General features: G+C 69.7%; 19 protein-coding genes. 13 read left to right on the top strand and 6 right to left on the bottom strand.

The window, feature by feature from the left end; all coding sequences use genetic code 11:
• Nucleotides 1-49 precede the first annotated feature (49 nt).
• The 3 genes from NR798_RS29035 (at nt 50) to NR798_RS29025 (ending at nt 3,545) form a co-directional block, all read left to right on the top strand.
• Nucleotides 50-709 (top strand): hypothetical protein, encoded by a 660-nt coding sequence (locus NR798_RS29035; protein WP_375765760.1) that lies wholly within the window; start codon nt 50-52, stop codon nt 707-709.
• Nucleotides 710-833: 124 nt separating this feature from the next.
• Entirely contained in the window at nt 834-2,018 is a 1,185-nt protein-coding gene (locus tag NR798_RS29030) for a M24 family metallopeptidase (protein WP_375765759.1), read from the top strand.
• 24 nt (nt 2,019-2,042) lie between these two features.
• Complete coding sequence (locus NR798_RS29025) at nt 2,043-3,545, top strand: cyclic nucleotide-binding domain-containing protein (RefSeq protein ID WP_375765758.1); 1,503 nt, start codon at nt 2,043-2,045, stop codon at nt 3,543-3,545.
• A gap of 62 nt (nt 3,546-3,607) precedes the next feature.
• Here the strand turns inward: NR798_RS29025 and NR798_RS29020 are convergent, their stop codons facing one another.
• The 5 genes from NR798_RS29020 to NR798_RS29000 form a co-directional block, all read right to left on the bottom strand.
• Nucleotides 3,608-4,786, bottom strand: a complete 1,179-nt coding sequence (locus NR798_RS29020) for a hypothetical protein (RefSeq protein ID WP_375765757.1) — start codon at nt 4,784-4,786, stop codon at nt 3,608-3,610.
• On the bottom strand, nt 4,786-6,294 hold the full coding sequence (locus NR798_RS29015) for a hypothetical protein (protein ID WP_375773841.1): 1,509 nt from the start codon (nt 6,292-6,294) through the stop codon (nt 4,786-4,788). Before NR798_RS29015 ends, NR798_RS29020 begins: the two co-directional genes overlap by 1 nt.
• A 172-nt stretch (nt 6,295-6,466) precedes the next feature.
• A complete protein-coding gene (locus tag NR798_RS29010) occupies nt 6,467-7,333 on the bottom strand; it encodes a YihY/virulence factor BrkB family protein (RefSeq protein ID WP_375765756.1) in 867 nt (288 codons plus the stop codon).
• 121 nt (nt 7,334-7,454) lie between these two features.
• Complete coding sequence (locus NR798_RS29005; protein WP_375765755.1) at nt 7,455-8,261, bottom strand: MOSC domain-containing protein; 807 nt, start codon at nt 8,259-8,261, stop codon at nt 7,455-7,457.
• A 15-nt stretch (nt 8,262-8,276) separates the two neighbouring features.
• On the bottom strand, nt 8,277-8,684 hold the full coding sequence (locus tag NR798_RS29000; protein WP_375765754.1) for a VOC family protein: 408 nt from the start codon (nt 8,682-8,684) through the stop codon (nt 8,277-8,279).
• A 247-nt stretch (nt 8,685-8,931) separates the two neighbouring features.
• On the opposite strand from NR798_RS29000, the gene NR798_RS28995 reads away from it, so the two are divergent.
• The 10 genes from NR798_RS28995 to NR798_RS28950 all read left to right on the top strand — a co-directional run bounded on the left by NR798_RS28995 (nt 8,932) and on the right by NR798_RS28950 (nt 20,544).
• Nucleotides 8,932-9,669: a phosphoadenylyl-sulfate reductase gene (locus NR798_RS28995; protein ID WP_375765753.1), complete on the top strand. Its 738-nt coding sequence runs from the start codon at nt 8,932-8,934 to the stop codon at nt 9,667-9,669.
• A gap of 21 nt (nt 9,670-9,690) precedes the next feature.
• Nucleotides 9,691-10,554: a sulfite exporter TauE/SafE family protein gene (locus tag NR798_RS28990; protein WP_375765752.1), complete on the top strand. Its 864-nt coding sequence runs from the start codon at nt 9,691-9,693 to the stop codon at nt 10,552-10,554.
• Nucleotides 10,551-11,192, top strand: a complete 642-nt coding sequence (locus NR798_RS28985; RefSeq protein ID WP_375765751.1) for a bifunctional precorrin-2 dehydrogenase/sirohydrochlorin ferrochelatase — start codon at nt 10,551-10,553, stop codon at nt 11,190-11,192. The genes NR798_RS28990 and NR798_RS28985 overlap by 4 nt, the downstream gene beginning before the upstream one ends.
• Nucleotides 11,189-11,989 carry a uroporphyrinogen-III C-methyltransferase gene (cobA, locus tag NR798_RS28980; protein ID WP_375765750.1) on the top strand — a complete coding sequence of 267 codons (801 nt, stop codon included), beginning with the start codon at nt 11,189-11,191 and terminating at the stop codon, nt 11,987-11,989. Before NR798_RS28985 ends, cobA begins: the two co-directional genes overlap by 4 nt.
• 4 nt (nt 11,990-11,993) lie before the next feature.
• A complete protein-coding gene (gene cysD / locus NR798_RS28975) occupies nt 11,994-12,899 on the top strand; it encodes a sulfate adenylyltransferase subunit CysD (RefSeq protein WP_375773840.1) in 906 nt (301 codons plus the stop codon).
• Nucleotides 12,899-14,557, top strand: a complete 1,659-nt coding sequence (locus NR798_RS28970; protein WP_375765749.1) for a GTP-binding protein — start codon at nt 12,899-12,901, stop codon at nt 14,555-14,557. The genes cysD and NR798_RS28970 overlap by 1 nt, the downstream gene beginning before the upstream one ends.
• Nucleotides 14,554-16,380, top strand: coding sequence for an assimilatory sulfite reductase (NADPH) flavoprotein subunit (locus NR798_RS28965; protein ID WP_375765748.1), 1,827 nt, complete (start codon nt 14,554-14,556; stop codon nt 16,378-16,380). Before NR798_RS28970 ends, NR798_RS28965 begins: the two co-directional genes overlap by 4 nt.
• An 11-nt stretch (nt 16,381-16,391) precedes the next feature.
• On the top strand, nt 16,392-18,098 hold the full coding sequence (gene cysI, locus NR798_RS28960) for an assimilatory sulfite reductase (NADPH) hemoprotein subunit (protein ID WP_375765747.1): 1,707 nt from the start codon (nt 16,392-16,394) through the stop codon (nt 18,096-18,098).
• 16 nt (nt 18,099-18,114) lie between these two features.
• Nucleotides 18,115-19,050, top strand: coding sequence for a RimK family alpha-L-glutamate ligase (locus NR798_RS28955; RefSeq protein WP_375765746.1), 936 nt, complete (start codon nt 18,115-18,117; stop codon nt 19,048-19,050).
• Nucleotides 19,051-19,590: 540 nt separating this feature from the next.
• Nucleotides 19,591-20,544 (top strand): hypothetical protein, encoded by a 954-nt coding sequence (locus NR798_RS28950; protein ID WP_375765745.1) that lies wholly within the window; start codon nt 19,591-19,593, stop codon nt 20,542-20,544.
• 369 nt (nt 20,545-20,913) lie between these two features.
• Here NR798_RS28950 and NR798_RS28945 read toward each other — a convergent pair whose 3' ends face one another.
• Nucleotides 20,914-24,855: a protein kinase gene (locus NR798_RS28945; RefSeq protein ID WP_375765744.1), complete on the bottom strand. Its 3,942-nt coding sequence runs from the start codon at nt 24,853-24,855 to the stop codon at nt 20,914-20,916.
• Nucleotides 24,856-24,898: the final 43 nt, after the last annotated feature.

The raw sequence follows: 24,898 nt of genomic DNA, 5'->3' as shown, positions 1-24,898 counted from the left end.
CGACGCGTTACCTATCCGCCCGTCAGTCGAGTCGAGGAGACGAACGCACATGGCGAAGAACAAGACGGTGAAGACCGAGGGGGCCGCCAAGGATACCGCGGCCGAGACGACGACGGAGCAGGTGAAGACCGAGGCGGTGGCCCAGGAGGCCGCGCCGGTGGCCGAGCAGCAGGCCGCGCCGGTGACGGGCGAGACGGTGGTGGCCGAGGCGGTGAAGGCCGAGCAGGTGAAGGCCGAGGCGCCGGTGGTGGAGAAGGTGGCGGAGGCGGTGAAGGCCGAGGCGGCGAAGGTGGAGACGGTGGTGACCGAGGCCGCGGGCCAGGTGACGTCCTTCGTGAAGGGCCGGCTGGAGCAGGCGCAGAAGCAGATCGGCCAGCTCGAGACGGAGGCGCAGAAGGCGCTGCAGACGCTGGTGACGCGCAGCCGCGAGTCCAGCCGCGAGGTGCTCCAGAAGCTGAACGTGAACGAGCTGCGCGAGAAGCCGGCCGTGAAGGAGCTGGAGAAGAAGGCGACGTGGGTGGGGGGCGAGGTGCGCCAGCGCCTGACCGGGCTGCAGGACCGGATGGTGAAGGTGGTGGGCGGCGTGGCGAGCCAGTCGCAGGTGGAGGCCATCAACCGCGAGCTGGATCGCCTGACGCGGAAGATCGACTCGATGGTCTCCCCCAAGAAGCCGGAGCAGCAGTCCCAGCAGGAAGCTCCCAAGGCGTAGCCGGACCGCGCCGGAGCATCCGCTGAGACAAGACGCCCGGGGGCCCATGCGGCTTCCGGGCGTTCTTCTTTCAGCGCTTCGTGGAATCGGGTGAGACTCCCGGCCTTTCGAGGAGGGGAGAGGCATGATTGCGCGGAGCGAATACGTGGAGCGGATGCGGCGCCTGCGCGAGCGGGTGGCCGAGGCCGGGCTCGAGGCCTTCCTCGTTTCCAGCGAGGACAGCATCTACTACCTCACCGGCGTCTCCTACAGGCCGCTCGAGCGCCCCTTCTTCATCCTCGTGAGGCCCCAGGCCTCGCTGGTCCTCCTGGTGCCCGCGTTGGAGCAGGAGCACCTGCGCGCCGCGCCCAACGTGGACGAGGTCCTCCACTACTGGGACTATCCCGCCCCCGTCGGCCAGGGCTGGGCGGAGCGGCTGCTGGCGCTGCTCGACGGTCTCGGCCAGGTGGGCGTGGAGCCCTCGCTGCCGCAGGAGATCGCCGGCCGGCTCGCGCACCTCTCGCCGCGGATGCTGCCGCTCGTCGAGGAGCTCCGGGTGGTGAAGTCCCCCGCCGAGGTGGAGATGCTCCGCGACGCGGCCCGCTATGCGGACCTGGCCGTGGAGAAGCTCCTGGCCACCTCCTACTACGGGGTCTCCGAGCTGGAGCTCTTCGCGCAGGGGCGCGCGGTGCAGCTGCAGATCATGAAGGAGAGTGGCTACGACGTGCTGACCAGCAGCGTGCTGGTGGGGAGCTGGCCGGCGCCCCTGAGCGCGCAGCCCCACGGCGTGCCCACCATCGCGGATCGCCTGGAGGTGGGTCCCCACATCGCCCTGGCCTTCCTGCGCGTCAATGGCTACGCCGCCGAGTGCGAGCGCACCTACTTCCTGTCGCCTCCCCGTGAAGAGGAGCGCTCGGCGTTCGCCGCCATGATGGAGGCGCGGCGGCGGGCCTTCGCCATGGTCCGGCCCGGGGTGGGCTGCGCGGAGATCGACGCCGCGACGAAGGCCTTCCTCCACCAGGAGGGCCTTGGCAACCGCCTGCTGCACCGCACCGGCCATGGCTTCGGGCTGGGCAACCACGAGGCGCCCTGGGTGGCCGAGGGCAGCACGGACGTCCTGCGCGAGAACATGCTCATCAGCATCGAGCCCGGTATCTACCTGCCTGGCGTGGGAGGCATCCGCCACTCGGACACCGTGCTCGTGACGCGGGAGGGTTACGAGAGCCTCACCCGGGCTCCCACGGACCTGGCCTCGCTGACCATCACCGCCAGCAAGCGGCTCCACCGCCTGAAGGGGGCGCTGATCCGCCGCGCCGCCGGGGTGAAGTAGAGTCGTGCGGTAGAAGAGGAAACCATGCCCCGGATCGCCAGCAGCGAGGTCATCGTCCCCAAGTCCCTGTCCTCCGAGGAGCGCGGCAAGCTCACCGATGCGCTCTACGAGGTGCACCGGCAGATCTTCGACGGCGTGGAGCGCGACTCCTTCGCGAAGTACGTGGTCGAGTCGAAGGCCGAGCACACGTGGATCAACCTCCACAAGAATGAGCAGGGCGAGATCGTCGGGTACTTCGCCCTGCACATCTTCGACAAGCAGTTCGGCGGGGTGCCCACGTCCGTGTTCCGCGCGGAGGCGGGCTCGCTGCGGGCCTACCGAGGCGCCAACGCCAACACGCGCTTCGGGCTGAAGATGGTGCTGCGCTACATGCTGAAGAACCCGGGCCGGCGGTCGTTCTACCTGGGCTCGCTGGTGCACCCGTCCAGCTACTCGCTGTTCGCCAACTACTTTGGCGAGGTATGGCCGCGGCGCGAGACGGAGGTGCCGCCGGAGCTGCTGGCCTTCATGGACGAGCTGGCCACCGGGTTCGGCCTGGAGAAGGTGGACGCGGCCAATCCCCTGGTGCGGCACGTGGGCTGGCGCACCCGCGAGACAGAGATGGAGCGCGAGTACTGGCTGCACTGCGACAAGCCCGCGGCACGCTTCTTCGTGGAGGCCAACCCGGGCTTCGTCGAGGGACACGGCCTGGTGACGGTGGTGCCCATCACCGTGTCCAACATCGCGAACATGATCCGCTCCATGGGGCAGCGCAAGCTGCGCCAGCCCGTCCAGGCCACGGCGGCCCTGGCGCAGAAGACGCCGATCGGCGCACGCCTGCTGCGCCCCGAGGTCATCCGGCAGTTGCGCCGGGCATCGCTCTTCGCGCACTTCGACGAGGCCACGCTGCGCGAGCTGGCCCGGCGCTCGGAGATCGTCACCATTCCGGGCGGCAAGTACGTCTTCCACCGCGGGGAGGCCAGCGACGAGATGTACCTGCTCGCCAGCGGCGCCGTCTACGTGCTGGCCGAGGGCGGTGAGCGTGAGAAGGTGGTGGACGAGCTGGGCAGCGGCTCGCTGTTCGGGGAGATCGCCATGCTCGCGGGCGAGCGCCGCTCGGCCTCCATCCGTACCGCCACCTCCTCGATGCTGGTGCGCATTCCGCGCTCGGCGCTGCTGCCGTTGATGGAGGCCCACGCGAACCTCCGGCAGGGCGTGTGGCAGAAGTTCGCCGAGCGCCGGTTCGATGACCTGGTGCGCGGGATGGATCGCTACGGGCACCTGGGGCGCAAGGGGCGGCTCTCCTGGGTGCAGCGGGGCGAGCACCGCGACCTGCCGGCGCAGGAGACGCTCTCCCTGGAGGCGGGCACCCATGTGTTCGTGCTGTCCGGCGTGCTGGAGGTCGAGCACGAGGGCCTGTGGGTGACGGCGCGCGGCTCGATGCTGCTGGAGGTGGAGAAGCCCCTGCGCGTTCGGGCCCAGGAGGCCACGCGGCTTATCCTGTTGCCGCGCGACACGGCGCCGCAGTTGCGGCGGACGGCAGGGTAGGGGACTCCCTCTCCCTCTGGGAGAGGGCTGGGGTGAGGGTCTCCCCCGGTGCGGACACTCGCCTACCGCCGGCCTTGCTGCTGCCGCAGGGCCGCCTGGAGCACGGACTCCTTGAGCAGGTAGCCGAAGCCCGCGTTGCTCAGGCGCAGCATGAGATCGTTCCGGGTGGTCTTCAGGTTCACCGCCGCGCGTTCCAGGTTCCAGTCCGCCTGCGCGAGCTGCTTGAGCAGGTAGGCCCGCCGCGTCTGCGCCGCCGAGAGGCGGTACGTCTTGAGGTACTCCAGCGTCCCGTCCCCGCGCACGATGACCTCGCCCAGGTGGTTCTCCTCGGAGGGCGACAGGCCGGTGACGAAGCGCTCCAGGTGGAAGGGCCCCGCCTCGTAGACGGTGGTCGCGGAGACCTCCGCGCCGAAGACACCTCCGGCCATGAAGCCCTGGAACGCGCCCCAGTCCTTGCGCATCTGCTCGACGGCGGCCCGTAGGTCCCCGAGCGAGGAGACGCGCCGGTCATCGACGGACAGCGACAGCGGCGGCACGTCCCCGAGGAAGCCGTACTGGAGCAGCAGGTCTCCGTAGAAGTCCTCCAGCAGCGCCCGGTGCAGCGCCCGGTAGTCCTCGGGGTGCGAGACGATGAAGGCCGACAGCAGCAGGTCGGCATGGAAGATGAGCACGCCCACCTGCTGCTCGTGGATCTCGAAGATGCGCAGGGCCTCGTCGAAGGCCGTGCTCGACCAGCCCGGCACGGACCACTCGCTCCGGGGATCCAACCCCCGGGAGAGCGCCTCGTGCGAGTACTCGGCCCACGCCACCTCCGGCCCGCCGAAGTGCAGGGCGAGGAAGCCCTCCATCGCGAGGTGCAGGGGCAACAGCCGCAGCCGGTTCTTGTCCTCGCGGTGCGCCATGCGGTGCAGCACGCGCACGGTGAACGGGCCCACCTTCAGCGCCTTGCCCTCGGGCTTGTGGAGCTGCGTGCCGAAGACCGCGGACGCGCTCCGGCTCCGGTCGTCCCATCCCATCACCAGCCCGTGCGGCACGTAGGAGACGTACTTGAGCCCGGGCTCCATCAGCCCGCCCTTGAGCGAGACGATGGTGAGATCGTCATCGTACGTCCGCCGGGCGAAGCGCAGGTCTCCCCGCACCTCGTCCCTCAGCACGGGCACCAGGCGGATGCTGCCCCACACCTGCGACGGCGCGAGCCGCAGCCCCGTGGGCAGGATGCGCTTCGTCTCCGTGTGGCCCATCACTCCTCCTCCTCGGTGGCGGCGGGCTCTCCGGTGGCCTCTCCGGTGGCTTCCTGGGGCTCCGCCAGCGTCTGGCTCCGCTGCCCGCGCTCCAGCAGCCGCCGCACGCGCGCCGCGAGGTAGTCCTCGAGCTCCGACAGCGGGGCCGCGCCCTCCGCGAAGCGCGCGAAGCCGAGCACGGTGGGCAGATCCTCCGCGTCCCGCACACCCACCGTGGGCACGTGGATGCCGAGGCCCCGGGGCGCGTAGAGCTCCGAGGCGAACACGGGGTTCGCGTGGACGATGGACGTGCGGCGCGCCGGGTCCAGCTTCGTGCGGAAGACGCGAGTCACCTCGGCCACGGCGTTGGGCGGATCATTGTCGTAGCCGTCGGACACGACGACGACCAGGTGCGGCATCCAGTCCAGGGCATCGAGCAGCGGGGTGGCCAGGTCGGTCTGCCCCCGCGCGCCCATGAGGAGCGGATCCTCGACGGGGTTCGTCCAGAAGGCGCGGTACTCGCGGGCGGAGGCGGACAGCAGGTAGTGCGCGGCGAGCGCCACCCCGAGCGGGCGGCGGCGCTTCTCGGTGGAGCCCGAGGCGGAGAAGCTGTTGTCGAGCACGGCGGCCACCCGGCCCAGGGGCACGAAGGCCCGGCGCAGCGTGCGGGCCGCGGCCTGCTCCAGCGCGGCATGCAGCTCCGTCCGCCGCTCCCGGCGCACCTCCGGCTTCAGGGAGAGCACGTAGAGCGCCAGCTTCGTGAGCGGGGCGCGCCCCAGGTCCAGCGTGAGCGTCACCCCGTCCGCGCGGGCCGCCGAGCCCTGGAGGCGCAGCCGCTCAGCGGCGGTGAGGCGCGGCTCGATGCGGGTGAGGAACACGTCGCGGGGGATGCCGTGCTTGACGGCCAGCCCCTCGGCGACGGTGAAGGGCAGCTCGAAGAGGGCGGACTCGTCGTAGTGGGCCTGGCGGAACTTCTCCAGCAGCGGCGTCGCGTACACGCGCTTGCGCCAGCCGTGGAAGAGGAAGGGGTTCAGCTCGCCCCCGAGCTTCAGGTGCCCGTGCGCCACCGTGGCGCGCAGCTTGGAGCGGTACTTGATCGCATCGAAGCCCAGGTCCGGCCGCCCCTCCAGGTACTCCTGGGCGATGGCTCGGGCCCGGCGGTTGTTGATGCGCCGCTCGCGCAGCACCTCCAGCACGCGGAAGGCCCGCTGCGGCGGCAGAGCCCGGAGCGAGGCCGCGATGAGCGCTCCCTCCTCCTGCTTGTCTCCGGGCGGCGTCTGCTTCCCGGTGGCGAGCAGGTTGAGGATGATCTGCGCCTGGTTGAAGTGGTTGATGCCCGCGGCCAGCGTGCGCGCATAGAGGCGGCGGTAGTTGCCCAGGATGTAGGAGTGCAGGAACTCGATGGAGACGGCCTGCCCGCGCGCGTCGTTGTAGAACTCGCGCTGCCCCGTGCAGGAGAAGCACGCGTTCACGAACATCACCAGGTCCTCGCGTGCGACCTGCTCGGCGCGCGCCAACGCCGCATCCATCACGTCCACCTCCCGCCGGGCGGAAAGAAGGAGCCGCTCGGGGAAGGCGGACACGACCAGCTCGTCAAGCTGCAGAAGCTCGGTTCGGAAGTCGCATCACAGTCCCGCGAGCGGCTCCTTCACCGTAGCACGACGGTCGGGCGCGCGGGTTCCTGACGCGCCCGCCAGGCCCTCACGCCCCTTGCGAGCGGCTGCCGTGGTTCCGGGCGTACACCTGGGTGAACTCGGCGCCCAGGAAGAGGATCTGCGCGGAGTAGTAGACCCAGATGAGCACCACCGCCAGCGAGCCCGCGGCGCCATAGCTGGAGGAGACGGTGCTCCTGCCCAGGTACAGGCCGATGCCGAACTTGCCCAGGCTGAAGAGCAGCGACGTCACGGCCGCCCCGAGCCATACGTCCCTCCAGGCCACGTGCGTGTCGGGGAGGATCTTGTACATCATCGCGAACAGCACGGTGATGACGGCGAAGGAGATGAGCAGGTTGAGCCCCTGCCACAGCAGCGCCCAACCGGGGAACAGGTGATCGAACCAGGCGCCGATGCCCGCTAGCGCGGCGCTCACCACCAGCGACACGAGCAGCAGGAAGCCGATCACCAGCACCATCGCGAACGACAGGAAGCGGCTGCGCAGGAAGTTCAGCAGGCCGTTGCGCGGCCTCGGTTGGACATGCCAGATGTGGTTGAGCGCGTCCTGCAACTGCACGAAGACGCCCGTGGCGCCGAAGATGAGGGCGATGACTCCCAGGGCCGTCGCGAGGATGCCGGAGCTCGGCTTGCGGGCGCTGATCATCATCTGCCCGATGACCTCGGCCCCGCTCGTGCCTACGAGGTCCTGCAACTGGGTCTGGATCTGTCCTTGCGCCGCTTCCTCGCCGAAGACCATTCCGGCCACGCTCACGGCGATGACGAGCAGCGGGGCGATCGAGAACATCGTGTAGTACGAGAGCGAGGCCGCGAACGTCGGAGCCTTGTCCTCGTTCCACTCCGAGAAGGCTTTCTTGAAGAGTTGGAAGGTGTTTCGAGCACGCAGCGCAACGGTCATGCACGGGTGGCACAGCACGTGCCGTGCCAGCGTTCCGGCTTCGCTCCAGGGCCTCGAATCCGAGGGAAACAGGAGCCGGGTGACAGAGCTGGCGTTGTGACGAGGCGTAATTCTTTCAGCCCTACTCCAGGATCTCCACCGCGTCCCCCACGCGGATCTCCCCCGGGCGCCGCACGATGACGTTCTGACCGAACATCACGCCGCTCTTGGGACCCATGCGCCGGTAGGTGGCGAGCGTGCGCAGCGGCTGCTGCTGAGGATCGGCGCGGGCCGTCTCCGGGTCCACCGTGGTGAAGACGCAGCGGGCGCACGGCTTGACCCCGGCCAGCTCCACGTTGCCAATCCGCAGCCGCTTCCACCCGTCCTCGGCGAAGGCGTCGCAGCCCTCCACCACGAGGTTGGGCCGGAAGCGGCTCATGGGCACGGGCTGCTCCAGGCGCTGGTTGAGATCGGCCAGCGAGGCCTCGGAGATGAGCAGCAGGGGGAAGCCATCGGCGAAGCCGACGCGATCCTCCGGGGCGGCGTACTTCGGATCCACCGGGCGCTGCATCCGCTCGTCCACGTACACCAGCAGCGCGGGCTGGCCGAGGTACTCGGAGAGCCACCGGTCCGCATCCGCATGGGCACGGGCGGCGGAGCAGGTGTCGTCCCACACGGTGACGTCGAGGCGGGGCGCTCCGGCGGGCGGCAGCGGCACCTCGAGCCCGGGCATGCCGGGGGCGGACAGGTGCAGCCCCGAGGGCCCCGGCACGGCGCGCACACGCACCAGGGCGGGCAGCTCGCGTCCGGTCATGAAGGAGCCGTCCGGGCGCACCGCCATCCACCGGCGGTCATGCTGGAGCCCCAGCGGCTCCACGGTGGCGCGGGTCAGCGGCAGGCCCGCGCACGACTTGAGGGGATAGATGTTGATGGCGGTCAGGGTCGGCACGAGGCCTGTTCTGCCCTATCCCGGCTTGGACTGCACCAGGTTGTAACGGTTGCCGTAGAGGTCGCGGAAGATGAGATCCCGCCCCCAGGGCAGGTCCCGGACGCCCAGGTCGAGGGTGACGCCCGCGTCCTTGAGGGCCCGGTAGTCCGCGTCGATGTCGTCGCTGTCGAGGATGATCATCGGCTGCTTGCCGATCTGCTCCACGGCGATGCTCGCCTCCTCACCCTTGAGCCAGGTGGACGGGTTGAGGAGGGTGATCTCGAAGTCGGACTGGCCCCCCGGCGTGACGGTGATCCACCGCGGACCGCCCGGACCCATCGGGCTGTCCATCTTCTTCTGGAAGCCGAGCTTGCCCGTGAAAAAGGCGAGGGCCTCGTCGTCGTTCTTCACGTAGACGGTGACGTGGGTGACACGCTGAATCACACGACCTCCAGAGTGGGATGAAGCCGCCGGTCCTATAGCATCCGAGGAGGCGGCCCTGGGGGGCATCCGTCATATTGGCGCATTGTCCACCTTGACGGATGGAAGGCATCGGCGTTACTAGTGTTCACACGATGATGCTCGACCTCCTGGTAATCCGGGAAGTGCCGGGCCCGCTGTTTTTCGACCCCCGCTGGTGCGGCCCGCCCTCGCGAGAGGTGCCGGGCTGTTTTCGTTCCAGGAAGCCGCCATGTCCCTGTCCTCATCGCTGTCCCTCGCCCTATCGCAAGAGGAGCTGAGCGCCACGACGCAGGAGCTGCTCGAGGCTCCCGCCGAGGTGGTGCTCGCCTGGGTGGAGCGGCGGTTCGGCGCGCGCGCGGCCATCGCCTCCAGCTTCGGCGCGGAGGACATGGTGCTCATCGATCTGGCCCGCACGCACGCGCCGAGCGTGCGCGTGTTCACGCTGGATACGGGCCGGCTGCCGCCGGAGACGTACGAGCTGATGGACGTGGCGCGCCGCCGCTACGGCCTGGAGATCGAGACGTTCTTCCCGGAGCGCGCGCGGGTGGAGTCGCTGGAGTCCACGAAGGGGTACTTCTCGTTCAAGCAGAGCATCGAGGCGCGCAAGGAGTGCTGCGGCATCCGCAAGGTGGAGCCGCTGCGGCGCGCGCTGGCGGGGCGGGAGGCCTGGGTGACGGGGCTGCGCCGCGAGCAGTCCGTCACGCGCACCGAGGTCCAGACGGTCGCCGCCGATGCCGAGCACGGCCTCATCAAGGTGAACCCGCTCGTGCGATGGAGCGGCAAGGACGTGTGGGCCTACATCAAGGCCAACGGCGTGCCCTACAACGCGCTGCATGATCGCGGCTACCCGTCCATCGGGTGCGCGCCCTGCACACGCGCGGTGAAGCCCTACGAGGACGAGCGCGCCGGCCGCTGGTGGTGGGAGTCCCCCGAGAACCGTGAGTGCGGGCTGCACGTCCGCCGCTGACCCTACGCCCGAGGAGAGGACATGCCTTCCTTCACTCCAGCGGAGCTCATCCTGTTCCTGACCGCCCTTTTGGCGGCCATGGTCAATGGGGCCCTGGGCTACGGGTTCTCGTCCATCACCGTGCCGGTGGCGCTGGGGTTCGTGGCCAACCGGGTGCTCAACCCCGCGCTGGTGCTGCTGGAGGTGGTGCTCAACCTCGTGTCGCTGTTCCTCAACCGGAGGGCGCTCCCGGCGGTGTGGCGGCGCATGCTGCCGCTGCTCGGCGGCCTGCTGCCGGGCGTCATCCTCGGCGGGGTGTTCCTCACGGTGGTGGCGGCCGTGGTGCTCAAGGCGGCCACCTATGCCGTGCTGCTGCCGCTCATCCTCCTGCAGGCCGCGGGCGTGCGCTGGCCCATCCACAATGAGCGGGCCGTGGGCGTCCCGTTCGGCCTGGGGCTCGGGCTGCTGTACTCGACCACCACCATCTCCGGTCCTCCGCTCGCCCTCCTGCTCAACAACCAGGGCCTGGCGCAGGACGAGTTCCGCGCGGCCATCGCCCTCATCCGTGTGGCAGAATCCAGCTTCACCCTGGTGACGTACCTCTTCCTCGGATTCTATGGCGCGCCGAGCCTTGGCCTCTTCTGGCTGCTGCTGCCCGCGGTCGCGCTCGGGCTTCCCCTGGGGCGCGTGCTGCTGCGGCGCGTCAGCAAGGAGGCCTTCCGGCGGCTGTGCATGGGCGTGGACGCGGTGCTCGTCAGCGTGGGCCTGGGCGTCGTGCTCCATCAGCTCGGCTGGGTGGAGCGTCCGGTGAGCTACGCGGTCTCGGCGGTGCTCGGCGGCTTCATCATCGGCTCCGCCTGGTGGCGGTTCGTCCTGCTGCGCAGGAGTCAGGTGGCCTCGCCGTGAGCACGCACGTGGACTTCCCCGTCTGCCTGCGGCTGCGCGGCAAGCGGGTCCTCCTGGTGGGAGCCGGCACCATCGCCGAGGAGCGCGCCGGGCAGCTCGTCGACGCGGGCGCGGTGCTGCGCGTGGTGGCCCCCAGCGCCGGTCCGGTGATCCGCCGGCTCGCCGAAGAGGGCCGGTTGGAGCTGGCCGGGCGCGCCTACGCGCCAGGGGACGTGCGCGGGCACCACGTGGTGTTCGTGGCCACGGACGACCGGCGGGTGAGCGAGGCGGTGGTGGACGAGGCGCGGGCCCAGGGCATCTGGGTGAACGCGGCGGACATCCCGGAGCTGTGCGACTTCACGCTGCCCTCGGTGGGCAGGCGCGGCCCCATCGTGGTGGCGGTGTCCACCTCCGGGCAGGCGCCCGCGCTGGCTCGGCGTCTGCGCCAGCAGTTCGTGGCGCAGGTGGCGCCCGGGCACGTGCAGCTCGCCCGGCTCACGGGGTGGCTGCGCAAGCGGCTGCCGGCGGGCGCCGAGCGGATGCGGTTGCTGAAGCAGCTGGTGGAGGGCGAGGCCGGGGCGCTGCTGGCGCGCGGCCAGCGCAAGGCCGCCTGGGTGCAGGTGCGCGCCGCGCTGGAGACTTTTGGAGAGAAGCAATGAGCAAGCAGGTCAACGGCAAGGTCTACCTGGTGGGCGCGGGGCCCGGAGATCCCGGTCTGCTCACGCTCCGAGCGGCCCAGCTGCTCGCGAGCGCGGACGCGGTGGTCTACGACCGCCTCATCCACCCCGACGTGTTGAAGCATGCCCGGCCCCGGGCCCGGCTGCTCTTCGTCGGCAAGGAGGGTGGGGGAGAGTCGGTGCGGCAGGAGGAGATCAACGCGCTGCTCGTCGCCCAGGCGCGGCTGGGCCGCGCGGTGGTGCGGCTCAAGGGAGGAGATCCCTTCGTCTTCGGCCGCGGTGGCGAGGAGGCGCTCGCGCTGGAGGAGGCGGGCATCTTCTACGAGGTGGTGCCGGGCGTCTCCAGCGGCGTGGCGGCTCCGGCGGCGGCGGGGATTCCCGTCACCCACCGGGGCGTGTCGGGCTCGGTGACGTTCGCCACCGCGTACCGGGCCGGGAAGGCGCCGGACTGGGCGCACCTGGCCGGGTCCGAGACGCTGGTGCTCTTCATGACGGGCAGCCGGCTGGAGGAGGCCACCCTGGGGCTCATCGCCGCGGGACGCTCTCCGGCGACCCCCACGGCCATCGTCGAGGCGGGGACGTGGCAGCACCAACGGGTCATCGAGGCGCCGCTCTCGGGCATCGCCGCGAGGGCCCGGGAGGCCGCTGTCGGATCTCCCGCTATGTTGGTGGTGGGTGAAGTCGTTTCCCTGCGCTCCCAGCTTCGCTCACTGGTGGAGTCGCGGCCCGTGGTATCCGAGCACGAGCAGTTCCTGAAGGCGGAGGCTGGTCATGAGTGAAACCCTGTCCGCGCGGCTCTCGCACCTGGCGGTGCTCGAGGCGGAAAGCATCCACATCATCCGGGAGACGGCGGCCGAGTTCGCCAACCCGGTGATGCTCTACAGCATTGGCAAGGACTCGCAGGTGCTGCTGCACCTGGCGCGCAAGGCCTTTCATCCGGCGCCCCTGCCGTTTCCCCTGCTGCACGTGGACACCACCTGGAAGTTCCGGGAGATGTACGAGTTCCGCGACAGCTTCACGGCGAAGCACGGGCTGAAGCTGCTGGTGCACAAGAACCACAAGGCGATCGCCGAGGGCATGAACCCCTTCGACCACACCAGCCAGAAGTACACGCACGCCATGAAGACGCAGACGCTGCTGGAGGCGCTCGCGCTGCACGGCTTCGACGCGGCCTTTGGCGGCGCGCGGCGCGACGAGGAGAAGTCCCGGGCGAAGGAGCGCGTCTACTCCTTCCGAGACCGCCACGGCCAGTGGGAGCCGCGCAAGCAGCGGCCCGAGCTGTGGAACCTCTACAACGGCCGCATCGACGCGGGCGAGAGCATGCGCGTCTTCCCGCTCTCCAACTGGACCGAGCTGGACGTGTGGCACTACATCCTCAAGGAGCGCATCCCCGTCGTCCCGCTGTACTTCGCCGGCGAGCGCCCGGTGGTGGACCGCAAGGGCCAGTGGATCATGGTCGACGACGACCGGATGCGGCTGCGCCCGGGCGAGAAGCCCCAGCTGAAGCAGGTGCGCTTCCGCACGCTGGGCTGCTACCCGCTGAGTGGTGCGATCGAGTCCTCGGCCACCAATGTCGAGGAGATCATCACCGAGATGATGGAGGCCCGCGTGTCCGAGCGTCAGGGCCGGCTCATTGATCACGACGAAGAAGGCTCGATGGAGCTCAAGAAGCGCGAGGGGTACTTCTAATGACCGCCGCACTGCAGCTGAACGACAAGGGTGACCTCCAGCGCTTCCTCGCCGAGCACTACGAGAAGGAGCTGCTGCGCCTGGTGGTGGTGGGCTCGGTGGACGATGGGAAGTCCACGCTGATCGGCCGGCTCCTCTACGAGTGCAACGGCCTGTTCGAGGACCAGGTGGCGGCGGTGAAGCGCGCCAGCGCGGGCGAGGAGATCGACTTCTCGCTCTTCACGGATGGACTGCGCGCCGAGCGCGAGCAGGGCATCACCATCGACGTGGCGTACCGCTACTTCTCCACGCGGCGGCGCAAGGTGATCGTCGCCGACACGCCGGGACACATCCAGTACACGCGCAACATGGCCACCGGGGCCTCCACGGCCGACGCGGCCGTCATCCTGGTGGACGCGCGCCTGGGCATCCTCCCGCAGACGCGGCGCCATGCGTACATCGCCTCGCTGCTGGGCATCCCCTACCTGGCGGTGTCCATCAACAAGATGGACCTGATGGACTTCGAGCCCGCCGTCTACGAGCGGCTGTCGAAGGAGTTCGACGCGTTCGCCTCCACGCTCGGCTTCGAGCAGGTGCGCTACTTCCCCATCAGCGCGCGCGGCGGTGACAACATCACCCAGCCGAGCGGCCGCACGCCCTGGCACGACGGCGAGACGCTGCTCGGGTGGCTGGAGTCGCTGCCGCACCAGCGCCGGCTGGATGGCGCGCCCTTCCGCTTCCCCGTGCAGTACGTGCTGCGGCCCAACCTGGACTACCGCGGCTTCGCCGGGCAGATCGCCTCCGGCACGGTGCGCGTGGGCGACGAGGTCGTCGTCTTCCCGTCCAAGCGGCGCACGCACATCGCCGCCATCGACACCTTCGATGGCAGCCTCGGGGAGGCCAGCGCGCCGTCCTCGGTGACCCTGCGCCTGGCCGACGAGGTGGACATCAGCCGGGGAGACCTGCTCGCGCATGCCGAGAAGCCGCCCACGGCCCTCCAGTACCTGGAGGCCATGCTGGTGTGGTTCGGCGAGGAGCGCCTGGACACCTCGCGCCGCTACCTCGTGAAGCACACCTCCAAGTACGTGCCGGCCCACGTGGAGCAGGTGCTCTGGCGCAAGGACCTGGAGGCCCTCTCCGAGGTGCCCGCCGAGTCCCTGGCGCTCAACGACATCGGCAAGGTGCGCCTCGTCTGCAAGCGGCCGCTCATCTGCGACCCGTACACGGAGAACCGGAAGACGGGCGCCTTCATCGTCGTCGATCCGCTCACCAACGACACGGTGGCGGCGGGGATGATCCTCGGCGCGGCGGGCGACGAGAGCGGCCAGGAGGCGCAATCGCTCATCTCCGCCCAGGAGCGCCGTGAGCGTCTGGGGCAGTCGGGCGCGGTCATCCTGCTGACGGGCACCCCCGAGGTGCAGACGTTGGCGCCCCGTCTGGAGCGGGCCCTGTTCGATCAGGGCAGGCACGTGGTCACCGTCCGCGGTGACGCGGAGAACGCGCTCGCGCTGGCCGAGGCCGGGCTGCTCGCCATCCTCTACACCCCCGTTCCGCAGGCGCGGCTGGGGCTTCGTGATCAGCTCCGCGGCGCCGGCGTCCCCTGGCTGGAGCTGGATCCCACCCACGAGCTGGAGCGCCAGGTGAAGCAGATCCTGGACGCCCAGGAGAACCGGACGTGACTTCCTTCGTGAACACCCCCATCCCCGCCCTGGCCACGCCGCTGGGCGAGGAGAAGAGCGGGCTGCTTCAGCGCCTGCTCGAGGGGCTCGATGGTGCGTCGCTCACGTGGCTGAGCGGCTACTTCGCCGGGCTCGCGGCCCGGCAGCTCCCAGGGGCACTCCCTGTCACCGCGCCCGCAGCGGCGGTGCAGGCCGCGCCCCAGGGGACGCTGACCATCATCTACGGCACCCAGACGGGCAACAGCCGGCTGCTGGCCGAGCGCCTGAAGCAACGGGCCGAGACCGCCGGGCTCGCCGTGCGCGCCTTCCGTGCCAGCGACTACCCCACGCGCGAGCTGAAGAACGAGCGGCTCCTGTACGTGGTGATCAGCACCCAGGGGGACGGAGATCCCCCCGACGACGCGCGCGGCTTCTTCGACTTCGTGCGGAGCAAGCGCGCTCCGGCGCTCGGGCAGCTGCGGTTCGCGGTGCTGGGGCTGGGCGATTCGAGCTACCCCAAGTTCTGCGAGATCGGCCGCGTCCTGGACGAGCGCTTCGCCGAGCTCGGGGGCACGCGGCTGTTCGCGCGCGCCGAGTGCGACGTGGACTTCGAGCCCGTGGCCGAGCCCTGGGTGGGCCAAGCCCTGGAGCACGCGAAGAAGGAGCTCGCGCCCGCGCCTTCGCTGGCGACCGTCACGCCGCTGCGCACCGTGCAGGTGCCGCCCACCTTCAGCCGGGAGAATCCCTATCCGTCCCAGGTGCTGAGCAACCAGCGCATCACCGGGCGCGGGGCCCTCAAGGACGTCCGCCACCTGGAGCTGTCGCTGGAGGGCTCGGGCCTGACGTACGAGCCGGGTGATGCGCTCGGCGTGGTGCCCCGGAATCCGCCGGAGCTGGTCGAGGCGGTGCTCTCCGAGCTGCGGCTCGACGGCGCCACCGAGGTGACCCGGGATAAGCGCGGTCTGCCGTTGAAGCGCTGGCTGACGGAGGAGCTGGAGATCACCCGGCTGAGCCGTCCGTTCCTGGCGAGCCACGCCGACCGCGCCGACAGCGCGGAGCTGCGGCGCCTGCTCACGCCCGAGGGCGGTGAGGCCCTGCGTGCGCTGCTCGCCAGCCACCAGGTGATCGATCTGCTCCGCCAGCATCCCGGCCAGTGGATCGCGGAGGAACTGGTGGGCGCGCTGCGCCGCCTGACGCCGCGGCTCTACTCGATCGCCTCCAGCCAGAAGCGGGTAGGGGAGGAGGTCCACCTCACGCTGGGCCTGGTGGACTACGAGGCCTTCGGTACGCGCCACGTGGGAGCCGCCTCGAACTACCTGGCGACGCGCGAGGCGGGCCAGGACTCGGTGGACGTCTTCATCGAGGCCAACGAGCGCTTCCGGCTCCCGAAGGATCCGAGCCGCGACATCATCATGGTGGGCCCCGGCACGGGTGTGGCGCCGTTCCGCGCCTTCGTGCAGGAGCGCGCCGAGACGGGGGCGAGCGGCCGCAACTGGCTCTTCTTCGGCGAGCAGCACTTCCGCACCCAGTTCCTCTACCAGGTGGAGTGGCAGGAGGCGGTCAAGCAGGGCGCGCTGCACCGGATCGATCTCGCCTTCTCGCGGGACCAGGGCCAGAAGGTCTACGTGCAGAACCGCCTGCGCGAAAAGGGGAGCGACGTCTACGCGTGGCTGGAGGGCGGCGCCTCCTTCTACGTCTGCGGCGATGCCAAGCGCATGGCCCCGGACGTGGATGAAGCCCTCCTCGACATCATCGCGACCCATGGCGGCAAGAGCCGTGAGGACGCGAAGGCCTATCTCGATTCGCTGCGCGAGCAGCAGCGCTACCTGCGCGACGTCTACTGAGTGAGGAGTACATGAGCAAGAATCCGACGCCGGCCCTCTCCGAGGTGGAGCACATCAAGGCGCGCAGCCGGAACCTGCGAGGCACTCTGGCCGAGAGCCTCGCGGATCCGCTCACCGGCGCCATCGCTCCGGCCGACACCCAGCTCATCAAGTTCCACGGCAGCTACCAGCAGGATGACCGGGACATCCGCGAGGAGCGCCGGCAGCAGAAGCTGGAGCCGGCCTACAGCTTCATGATCCGCACCCGCCTGCCGGGCGGGGTGTGCACCCCCAAGCAGTGGCTCGCCCTGGACGAGCTGGCGCGCACGTACGCCAACGGCACGCTGCGCGTGACCACGCGTCAGGCCTTCCAGCTGCATGGCGTGCTCAAGGGGGACATGAAGAGCACCATGAAGGGGATGGAGGCGGTGCTGCTCGACAGCATCGCGGCGTGCGGAGACGTCAACCGCAACGTGATGTGCAACCCCAACCCGGTGGACTCGCGCGCGCACGCGGTGGTGTACCAGTGGACCATGCGCCTCTCCGAGCACCTGCTGCCGAAGACGCGGGCGTACTACGAGATCTGGCTGGACAAGGAGAAGGTGGCCGGCGGCGAGGAGGAGCCCATGTACGGGCCCACCTACCTGCCGCGGAAGTTCAAGGTGGGCATCACGGTGCCGCCGCTGAACGACGTGGACGTCTACTCGCAGGACCTGGGCTTCATCGCCATCATCGAGGGCGGGGAGCTGGTGGGCTTCAACGTGCTGGTGGGCGGAGGCATGGGCGCCACGCACGGTGAGGCGGCGACGTTCCCGCGGCTCGCGGACGTCATCGGGTTCATCCGCCCCGAGCAGCTGCTGGAGGTCGCGGAGAACGTGGTGAAGGTGCAGCGCGACTACGGCGACCGCACCAACCGCAAGCACGCGCGCCTGAAGTACACCATCGAGGATCGCGGCATCGCCTGGTTCGTCGCCGAGCTGCAGAAGCGGCTGGGCTATCCGCTGGAGGCCGCGCGGCCGTTCGCGTTCGAGCACAACGGGGACCGCTTCGGGTGGATCCAGGGCCACGACGGACGGTGGAACCTGACGCTGCACATCGACAGCGGCCGGGTGGCGGACACGGAGGGCCAGCGGTTCCTGACGGGCCTGCGGGAGATCGCCCGGGTGCACAAGGGAGACTTCCGGCTCACGCCCAACCAGAACCTGATCATCGCGGGCATTCCGCCGGAGGAGCGGGCGGCCATCGAGAAGCTGGTGGAGGCGCATGGCCTCACGAGCTTCCGGAGCGCGAGCCCGCTGCGGCGCAACGCGCTGGCCTGCGTGGCACTGCCGACGTGCGCCCTGGCCATGGCCGAGGCCGAGCGCTACCTGCCGCGCGTGGCGGGGCTGATCGACGAGCGGCTGGCGGCGCACGGGCTGGAGAAGGAGAACCTCCTGCTACGCATCACCGGTTGCCCGAATGGCTGCGCGCGGCCGTACCTGGCGGAGATCGCCCTGGTGGGGAAGGGGCCCGGCCGTTACAACCTCTTCCTCGGGGGCGATCAGCGGGGGCAGCGGCTCAACCGCCTGTACCGCGAGAACGTGGACGAGGCCGGCCTCCTGGCGGCGCTCGAGCCCCTGTTCGCCGCGTTCGCGCGCGACCGGCAGCCCGGGGAAGCGTTCGGTGACTTCACCGTGCGCACGGGCGTGGTCGCCGCGCCTCCGGCCGCCGCGCCTCCCGTTCCCGCCGCCGCGGGCTGATTCACGTGGTGACTCCATGAGCACGCAGCCCCAGATCGCCGTCCTCTACGAGCACCCCGAGTGGTTCAAACCCCTGTTCGCCACCCTCGAGCGGCGCGGCATCCCCTATGTGCCGCTGCGCCTCGACGAGCACTTCTTCGACCTGAATGACCGCACGCCGCCCGCGCCGGTCATCTTCAGCCGCGTGGCGATGAGCTCCTTCCTACGCCAGGACGAGCACGGCATCTTCTACGCCCAGTCCCTCTATTCGCACTGGGAGCGGTGCGGCGCCCGCATCATCAACGGCAATCCGGCCCTCGCGGTGGACACGTCCAAGGCCCGCCAGCTGTCGCTCATCAACTCGCTGGGCTACGCGACGCCGGCCACGCACGTGGTGCATCGCCGGGCCGACCTGCCCCGAGCCGCCCAGGGCCTGCGCTTTCCCATCGTGGTCAAGGTCAACATCGGTGGCTCGGGCGCTGGCGTCGTGCGCTATGACAGCATGGAGCAGCTCGTCCAGGCCGTTGCCGACGGCACCACGCCCACCAGCATCGACAGCGTCACGCTCGTGCAGGAGTACATCCCCACGCGCGGCAGCCGCATCGTTCGCGCGGAGACCCTGGCCGGGCGCTTCCTCTACGCCATCTCCCTGACCACCGATGGCGGCTCCTTCGACCTGTGCCCCGCCGACGCGTGCATGGTGGGCAAGCCGAAGATCACCATCGAGCAGACCCAGATCGACGCCGAGACCATCCAGGCTGTGGAGACCATCTCGCGCGCGGCGAACATGGAGCTGTGCGGCATCGAATTCATGATCGACGACCGCGACGGCACGCGCCGCTTCTATGACATCAACGGGCTGTCCAACTTCGTGGCCAGACCGCTCGAGGTGTTGGGGTGGGATCCGCACGAGCAGCTGGCGGACTATCTCCTCAAGGTGATTGCCGCCCGGAGGCGTGGAGAGGCGGCCTGAGGTACGGCTTCCCGCGCGCGTGCGCGAGCGGGAAGCCGAGTTCGAGGCCACCGGGGTGGACCTGTCGCACTCGACGTGGGCAGTCTCAGGCGCTCCACAATGGCGCGTACCGTCGCACCTCGTACACATTCGAGGGTCAAGGCATCCACGGGTGAACCACCCCTCCACCTTTCTTGATTGAAGGGCACGCAGCACGACAGAAGGGACCAGCGCCAAGCCGGCACCTCATTGCCGCTCGCGCGGGCGAACGAAGAGGCATTGCAAACGCTTGGAATTCGAGCAGCCTTTCAATCCATGCATCCCTGTGAACGCGTACAAACTCCGGCACGCGGATTCACCATGGCTTTACGTGACCTTCCAGGAAGAATGGCCAATCCCAATAGCAGGATGGCTCATTTTGGCGGGAGTCACTTCATGTGCAACAGAACACACATATGGACCGCAGCGGCTCTATCCCTCGCAGCCTGTAATGGAGGTCCCTCCGAGGGCTTCCAGGCGCTTTCGCTGGCAGTGACCACCAACGAGGTTCGCTCCGAGGGAATGGAGGAAGATGGCTGGGCCTACCCGGATATCCTCCAGAACAACGCAACAGGTACTCGACTGCAGTACCAGGGAGATCTCGGCTGGTGGGACAGCGGGGGTGGCTACAGCGCGGACGCCTTCACGGACCGGATGGTCAGCGGTGACTATGACGGCGATGGCCGTGACGACATCGCCCTGTTCTACAAGTACGCCCCCAACTGGGGCCGCGTCCACGTCCTGCTCTCGGCGAATTCCTCGTTCCAGTACCAGGGAGATCTCGGCTGGTGGGACAGCGGGGGTGGCTACAGCGCGGACGCCTTCACGGGCCGGATGGTCAGCGGTGACTATAACGGTGATGGCCGTGACGACATCGCCCTGTTCTACAAGTACGCCTCCAACTGGGGCCGCGTCCATGTCCTGCTCTCGACGGGTTCCTCGTTCCAGTACCAGGGAGATCTCGGCTGGTGGGACAGCGGGGGTGGCTATAGCGCGGACGCCTTCACGGGCCGGATGGTCAGCGGTGACTATGACGGCGATGGCCGTGACGACATCGCCCTGTTCTACAAGTACGCCTCCAACTGGGGCCGCGTCCATGTCCTGCTCTCAACGGGTTCCTCGTTCCAGTATCAGGGAGATCTCGGCTGGTGGGACAGCGGGGGTGGCTATAGCGCGGACGCCTTCACGGGCCGGATGGTCAGCGGTGACTATGACGGCGATGGCCGTGACGACATTGCCCTGTTCTACAAGTACGACCCCAACTGGGGCCGCGTCCACGTGCTGCTCTCAACGGGTTCCTCGTTCCAGTACCAGGGAGATCTCGGCTGGTGGGACAGCGGGGGTGGCTACAGCGCGGATGCCTTCACGGGTCGGATGGTCAGCGGTGACTATGACGGCGATGGCCGTGACGACATCGCCCTGTTCTACAAGTACGACCCCAACTGGGGCCGCGTTCACGTGCTCCTGGCAAAGTAGAACCGCCTGATACGGCAAAACGTCAGGTGGATACCCGAGCCCTACGGTGCGCACCCGCCGCGCCCGGACCAACCGGGCCACCCCGTTCAGCAGCTCGGCCACCGCCAGCCCCAGGATCAGGCCGTAGAAGGCGAAGAAGAACTCAAACTCCGTAAGGCGTCGGTTCGATGGACGGTGCCTACCCCAGCTCGGCGTGGGGCAGGGGGCAACGTCAGAGGCTGGAACTCCTACGAAAACCGCTCTCGACCGTTCTGGAGCGCTCGCACTGGATGTCTCCAGCGGCGGGTTCGATTCCCGCCGCCTCCACGCTTCAGGGCCCCAGGTTCTCCGGAACCTGGGGCCTTTTTCCGGCGCAGGTCAGGTCCCTCCCTACCGTGGAGAGAACGAAGCACAGACGCGCACGCCGATCCTGGCGTCGCGCGCCGTTGGATCACCGGGTGAGAGGTCCGCGCTGGCCGCGGCGAAGGAGTCGTAGTACCAGGAGCCCCCCCGGAGAACGACGCGCCCGAACTCCGGTGTCACGGATCGCGTGAGTTCGTAGGCGTTGCCTGCCATGTCGTGCAGACCGAAGGGGCTCACCGACGCGGGGTGGGAACCGACCATGTCGGGCCCAAAGGCCGTGGGCATCCGGTCGTAGGTCGCGTCGATGTTGGCGTCGTCGGGCTGCAACTGGTCGCCATGGGGGTATCGGCGGCCATCCGCTCCCCGGGCCGCGTACTCCCACTCGTGCTGGCCGCACAGGCGTGCTCCTGGCAGCCGCTTCGTCCGATCGAGCCAGTAGAAGTAGCCTTCCAGGTCCTGTGCGGAGACGCCGGACAGGGGAAACCTTCTCCAGTCAGCGGTGTTCCGCCGGGTCCGCCCCGCGTAGACAAAGGCCTCGCCCTCCTTCGCCGTGCTGAACTCCTCTCGCGAACGATAGAAGGTGAGGATCCAGCCAGCGCCGGGCTGCTGCCGCAGCGTCACCGCCCCACCATCGCCGAAGTGCGGCTGCTCGAGGATCCGCCTCGCGGGCGCATCCGGAGGCAGGTCGTCGAGGTAGGTCAGCCAGTCACCGAACGTCACCTCCTGCTGGCCGATCAGGTACCCCTCGTTGAGACAGAACCGATGAATCGGCGCACCGAACGAGAACCTCCGCACCGCCTCGGGCTCGGCGCTGCCCAGGAGGAAACAGCCCGGCGGGATGTAGACATAGCCTTCAGGCACCGCGGTGGGGAGCGTGAGGCGGACCGTTTCGCGGGCACCCCGCGAGAGGAGCAGCGGCAGGTCCACCGGCACACGCCCCGGCTGCGTGACGTGGAGCACATAGGAGCCCTCGGGCAGGCGAAGGCGGGCGATGGGGGTCGGCCCCAGGGAACTGGCCTCCACAACGGGCTCACGGCGGAAGGTTCCCTCCTCCTGGGTGTAGCGCTCAAGCTCGACGTGTGCGCCAGGTGGGGTGGTGATGATCTCCAGCTCGGCCGGGGCCACGAGCCGTTGCAGCCATTCCTTGCCCACCTGCGCGGTGTCCACCTCCTGCTCCAGACGCCGCACCCACTCGTCCTGCTCGCGGCTCTGGTGAAAGCGCTCGGCGAGGAGGGCCCGCTCATAGGCGAGTTCCGCGATGAGCCGGCGCGTGCCCACGTGCAGGCGATCGCGATCCAGGGCCCTCTCGAGGTTGCGGCTGGCACGCGTGTAGGCCGCATCCGCCTGATCGCGCAGGGCCAGCGCCTGGGTCCATTGCCGCTCGGCGGCTCTCCTCGGGCCATCGGGTCCCGACAAGGTCTGGAGGCCCACGGACGGCGGCGCCCGGCCATCGAACAGCGCCAGCGCCTGCTCGCGGCGTACGCGGGCCCGCTGGGCGAGATCACGCCCCGCGGCGAGCGCCTCCCGTGCCAGGCCGTGCTCGGTGGCGACGAAGCGCGCGTCCTCAAGGTACGCATGCAGACGAAGACCGCCATAGGAAGCGCAGACGGCGAGCGCGAAGCCGAGCACCGCGAGCCAGCGCCTCCAGCGCTTGCGTGTCACGGTGCGCTGGGAAGCGAGGAGGAAGGCATGCTCGCGCGAGCCCAGGGTGGAGGGCTCGAGCAGCCGCGCCTCGTCGAGCTGCCGCTGCCCCCAGAGGGCGTCGCGGGCCCGCATGAGGCGCTCCCACTCGGCGCTGGCCGCCTCGACCCGCTTGCGCACCACGCGATGGCCGATGTCGTCATCGAGCCAGTCGCGCAGCGTGCCCCAGCTCTCGATGAGCGACTCGTGGGCGATCTCCCAGCGCGGCTGCCCGCTCACGGTGCGCGTGTGCAGGAGGCGGCCTTCGACGAGCGCGCGAAGGGCGGCACGGGAAGCCCCATCCGAGGCCTCGGCGAGCTCGTCTTCGCCCCGCTCGATGCGCGTGCCCTCCTCCGTCACGAGTTGGAGCAGCAGGCGCCGCGCCGCCGCGTGCTCCGTGGGACTCAGGCGCGCGAGCACTCCGTCCGCATGCCGGGACAGCGCTCCAGCCACCCCGCCCATCTCCTCGAGCGCCTCCCGCGTGATGCGGCCGCCCTGCTCCGGATTGCGCCGCTCCCACAGCTCGGCGAGCGCGAACTGGAGGAGTGGCAAGCTGCCCACGCCGTTCGCCGTGGAGGCGACGAGCGTCTGGAGGAGCTCGCCCGATTCGAAGGCCACGCCCCGGCTGCGCGCGGGCCCGACGATGGCCTCGCGCACCCCCTCGGGAGACAGGGGGCGAAGGATGTAGAGCGCCCGCTCCGCCACATCGCCCAGGCCGGCAAGCGCGCACAGGCGCGTCAGGAAGTCGCCGCGCACCGCCAACAGCACGTGCACCCCCGCCGACGGCAGGGCGAGCTCCCCGAGGAGCCGGGCGCAGTGCGCCGCCTGGCCCGGTTCGGAGAGGGTGAGGAGCTCCTCGAGCTGATCGATGAAGAGCAGCAGGCCCCGCCCACCCGAGTGCGCCTCGCGCAGCGCCTGGCCGAGCCAGGCCGGCCTGTCCGCGAGCGCGGTGACGAGCTCCGCCTCCTTCCGGCCGAGCAGGGGCGCGAGCGCGGCGGCCAGGGCCTCGAGTGGACGATGGCCGGGCCACAGCGTGAGCGTGGTCCACTCACGGCCTTCATCCAGGGCACCAGCGGCCACCCGGGGCAGGACGCCGGCGCGGCACAGCGAGGACTTGCCGGTCCCGGAGTCCCCGGCGACGAGGACCAGGGAGCGCGAGCGCAGGCGCTCGAGAACGGCGCGGATGTCGGCGTCGCGCCCGAAGAAGAGCGAGCGGTGCTCGGCCTCGAAGGGGGCGAGGCCGCGGTAGGGATTGCCGGCGGCCAGCGGCTCGGGCGCGCTGAGGCGCTCCAGCCGCTCCAGGGCCTCGAGGAGTGCCTCGGCCGAGGCGAAGCGCTCGAGCGGATGGGCCGCGAGACACCGTGTGATGATCGCGGCGAAGTCCGGATCGATGCCCGGCACGAGCCCGGCACGGGCAAGCGCCTCCTGGGGCCGGAGGGACGCGCGGCGCGGCACCTCGCCCGTGCACAGCTCGTGGAGGATGAGCCCCAGGGCGTAGAGATCACTTCGAGGGCTCGCTGGAGCACCGGCGAGAAGCTCGGGCGCCATGTAGGGCAGCGTGCCGCCGATGGGGCGCGAGGTGGAGGCCTGGGCCGCCCCCTCCTCGAAGCGCTCGGCCAGGCCGAAGTCGAGCAGCTTCACCACGCCTTCCCGGGTGACCAGGGCGTTGGAGGGCTTGAGGTCGCGGTGGAGCACGCCCTGGCGATGCGCCGCCGCGAGCCCCCGGGCAAGTCCGATGCCCAGGGCAAGGACCCGGCGCCATGGCACCGGCAGGGGCAGCTCCGCGAGGCTCTCGCCGACGACGTACTCGGAGACGATGTACGGGTGGCCGCTCACCTCACCGACGCTGAACACATTGACGATGTTGGTGTGCTGCAGGCGCGCGAGCGCCCGGGCCTCGATCGCGAAGCGCTCACGGACCTTGGGAGCCGGCTGACTCGAGGCCATGAACTTCACCGCCACGCGCCGATCCAGCGAGGTGTCGTGCGCCAGGTAGACGACGCCCATGCCGCCACGGCCGAGCTCGCCTTCGAGGCGGAACTCGTCGAATGCGCCGGGTGGCGTCCAGACGAGCTCCGGCTCCCGCGGAGTGCCGGCCGGCTCGTAGTCCTCCGTGGCCTCTTCCCCCGCGCGCTCAATGCCAGGCGTGAACGTGGCGAGCAGGGCCCGGCAGTCGTCGCACCCGGCGGCATGCCGATGGACCTGGGCCAGCTCTTCGTCCGACAACCGGTCCTCGAGCAGCTCGACCAGGACCTCGTCTGTCAGACAATGGGAGAGGGGCTGACACATGGCGTTGGAAGGATCCATCCCGTTGGGGCCGGGTGAAGCGCAT

This window comes from Archangium gephyra (assembly GCF_042230915.1).
Lineage (GTDB): Bacteria > Myxococcota > Myxococcia > Myxococcales > Myxococcaceae > Archangium > Archangium gephyra_B.
Note: the sequence above shows the minus strand (reverse complement) of the source record. Positions and strands in the feature narration are given on the sequence as shown.

Excerpts from the sequence above, each read along its gene's own strand:
- NR798_RS29035 (WP_375765760.1), top strand. The coding sequence starts at position 50 with ATGGCGAAGAACAAGACGGTGAAGACCGAGGGGGCCGCCAAGGATACC.
- NR798_RS29030 (WP_375765759.1), top strand. The coding sequence starts at position 834 with ATGATTGCGCGGAGCGAATACGTGGAGCGGATGCGGCGCCTGCGCGAG.
- NR798_RS29025 (WP_375765758.1), top strand. The coding sequence starts at position 2,043 with ATGCCCCGGATCGCCAGCAGCGAGGTCATCGTCCCCAAGTCCCTGTCC.
- NR798_RS29020 (WP_375765757.1), bottom strand. The coding sequence starts at position 4,786 with ATGGGCCACACGGAGACGAAGCGCATCCTGCCCACGGGGCTGCGGCTC.
- NR798_RS29015 (WP_375773841.1), bottom strand. The coding sequence starts at position 6,294 with ATGGATGCGGCGTTGGCGCGCGCCGAGCAGGTCGCACGCGAGGACCTG.
- NR798_RS29010 (WP_375765756.1), bottom strand. The coding sequence starts at position 7,333 with ATGACCGTTGCGCTGCGTGCTCGAAACACCTTCCAACTCTTCAAGAAA.
- NR798_RS28995 (WP_375765753.1), top strand. The coding sequence starts at position 8,932 with ATGTCCCTGTCCTCATCGCTGTCCCTCGCCCTATCGCAAGAGGAGCTG.
- NR798_RS28990 (WP_375765752.1), top strand. The coding sequence starts at position 9,691 with ATGCCTTCCTTCACTCCAGCGGAGCTCATCCTGTTCCTGACCGCCCTT.
- cobA (WP_375765750.1), top strand. The coding sequence starts at position 11,189 with ATGAGCAAGCAGGTCAACGGCAAGGTCTACCTGGTGGGCGCGGGGCCC.
- NR798_RS28970 (WP_375765749.1), top strand. The coding sequence starts at position 12,899 with ATGACCGCCGCACTGCAGCTGAACGACAAGGGTGACCTCCAGCGCTTC.
- cysI (WP_375765747.1), top strand. The coding sequence starts at position 16,392 with ATGAGCAAGAATCCGACGCCGGCCCTCTCCGAGGTGGAGCACATCAAG.
- NR798_RS28955 (WP_375765746.1), top strand. The coding sequence starts at position 18,115 with ATGAGCACGCAGCCCCAGATCGCCGTCCTCTACGAGCACCCCGAGTGG.
- NR798_RS28950 (WP_375765745.1), top strand. The coding sequence starts at position 19,591 with ATGGAGGAAGATGGCTGGGCCTACCCGGATATCCTCCAGAACAACGCA.
- NR798_RS28945 (WP_375765744.1), bottom strand. The coding sequence starts at position 24,855 with ATGTGTCAGCCCCTCTCCCATTGTCTGACAGACGAGGTCCTGGTCGAG.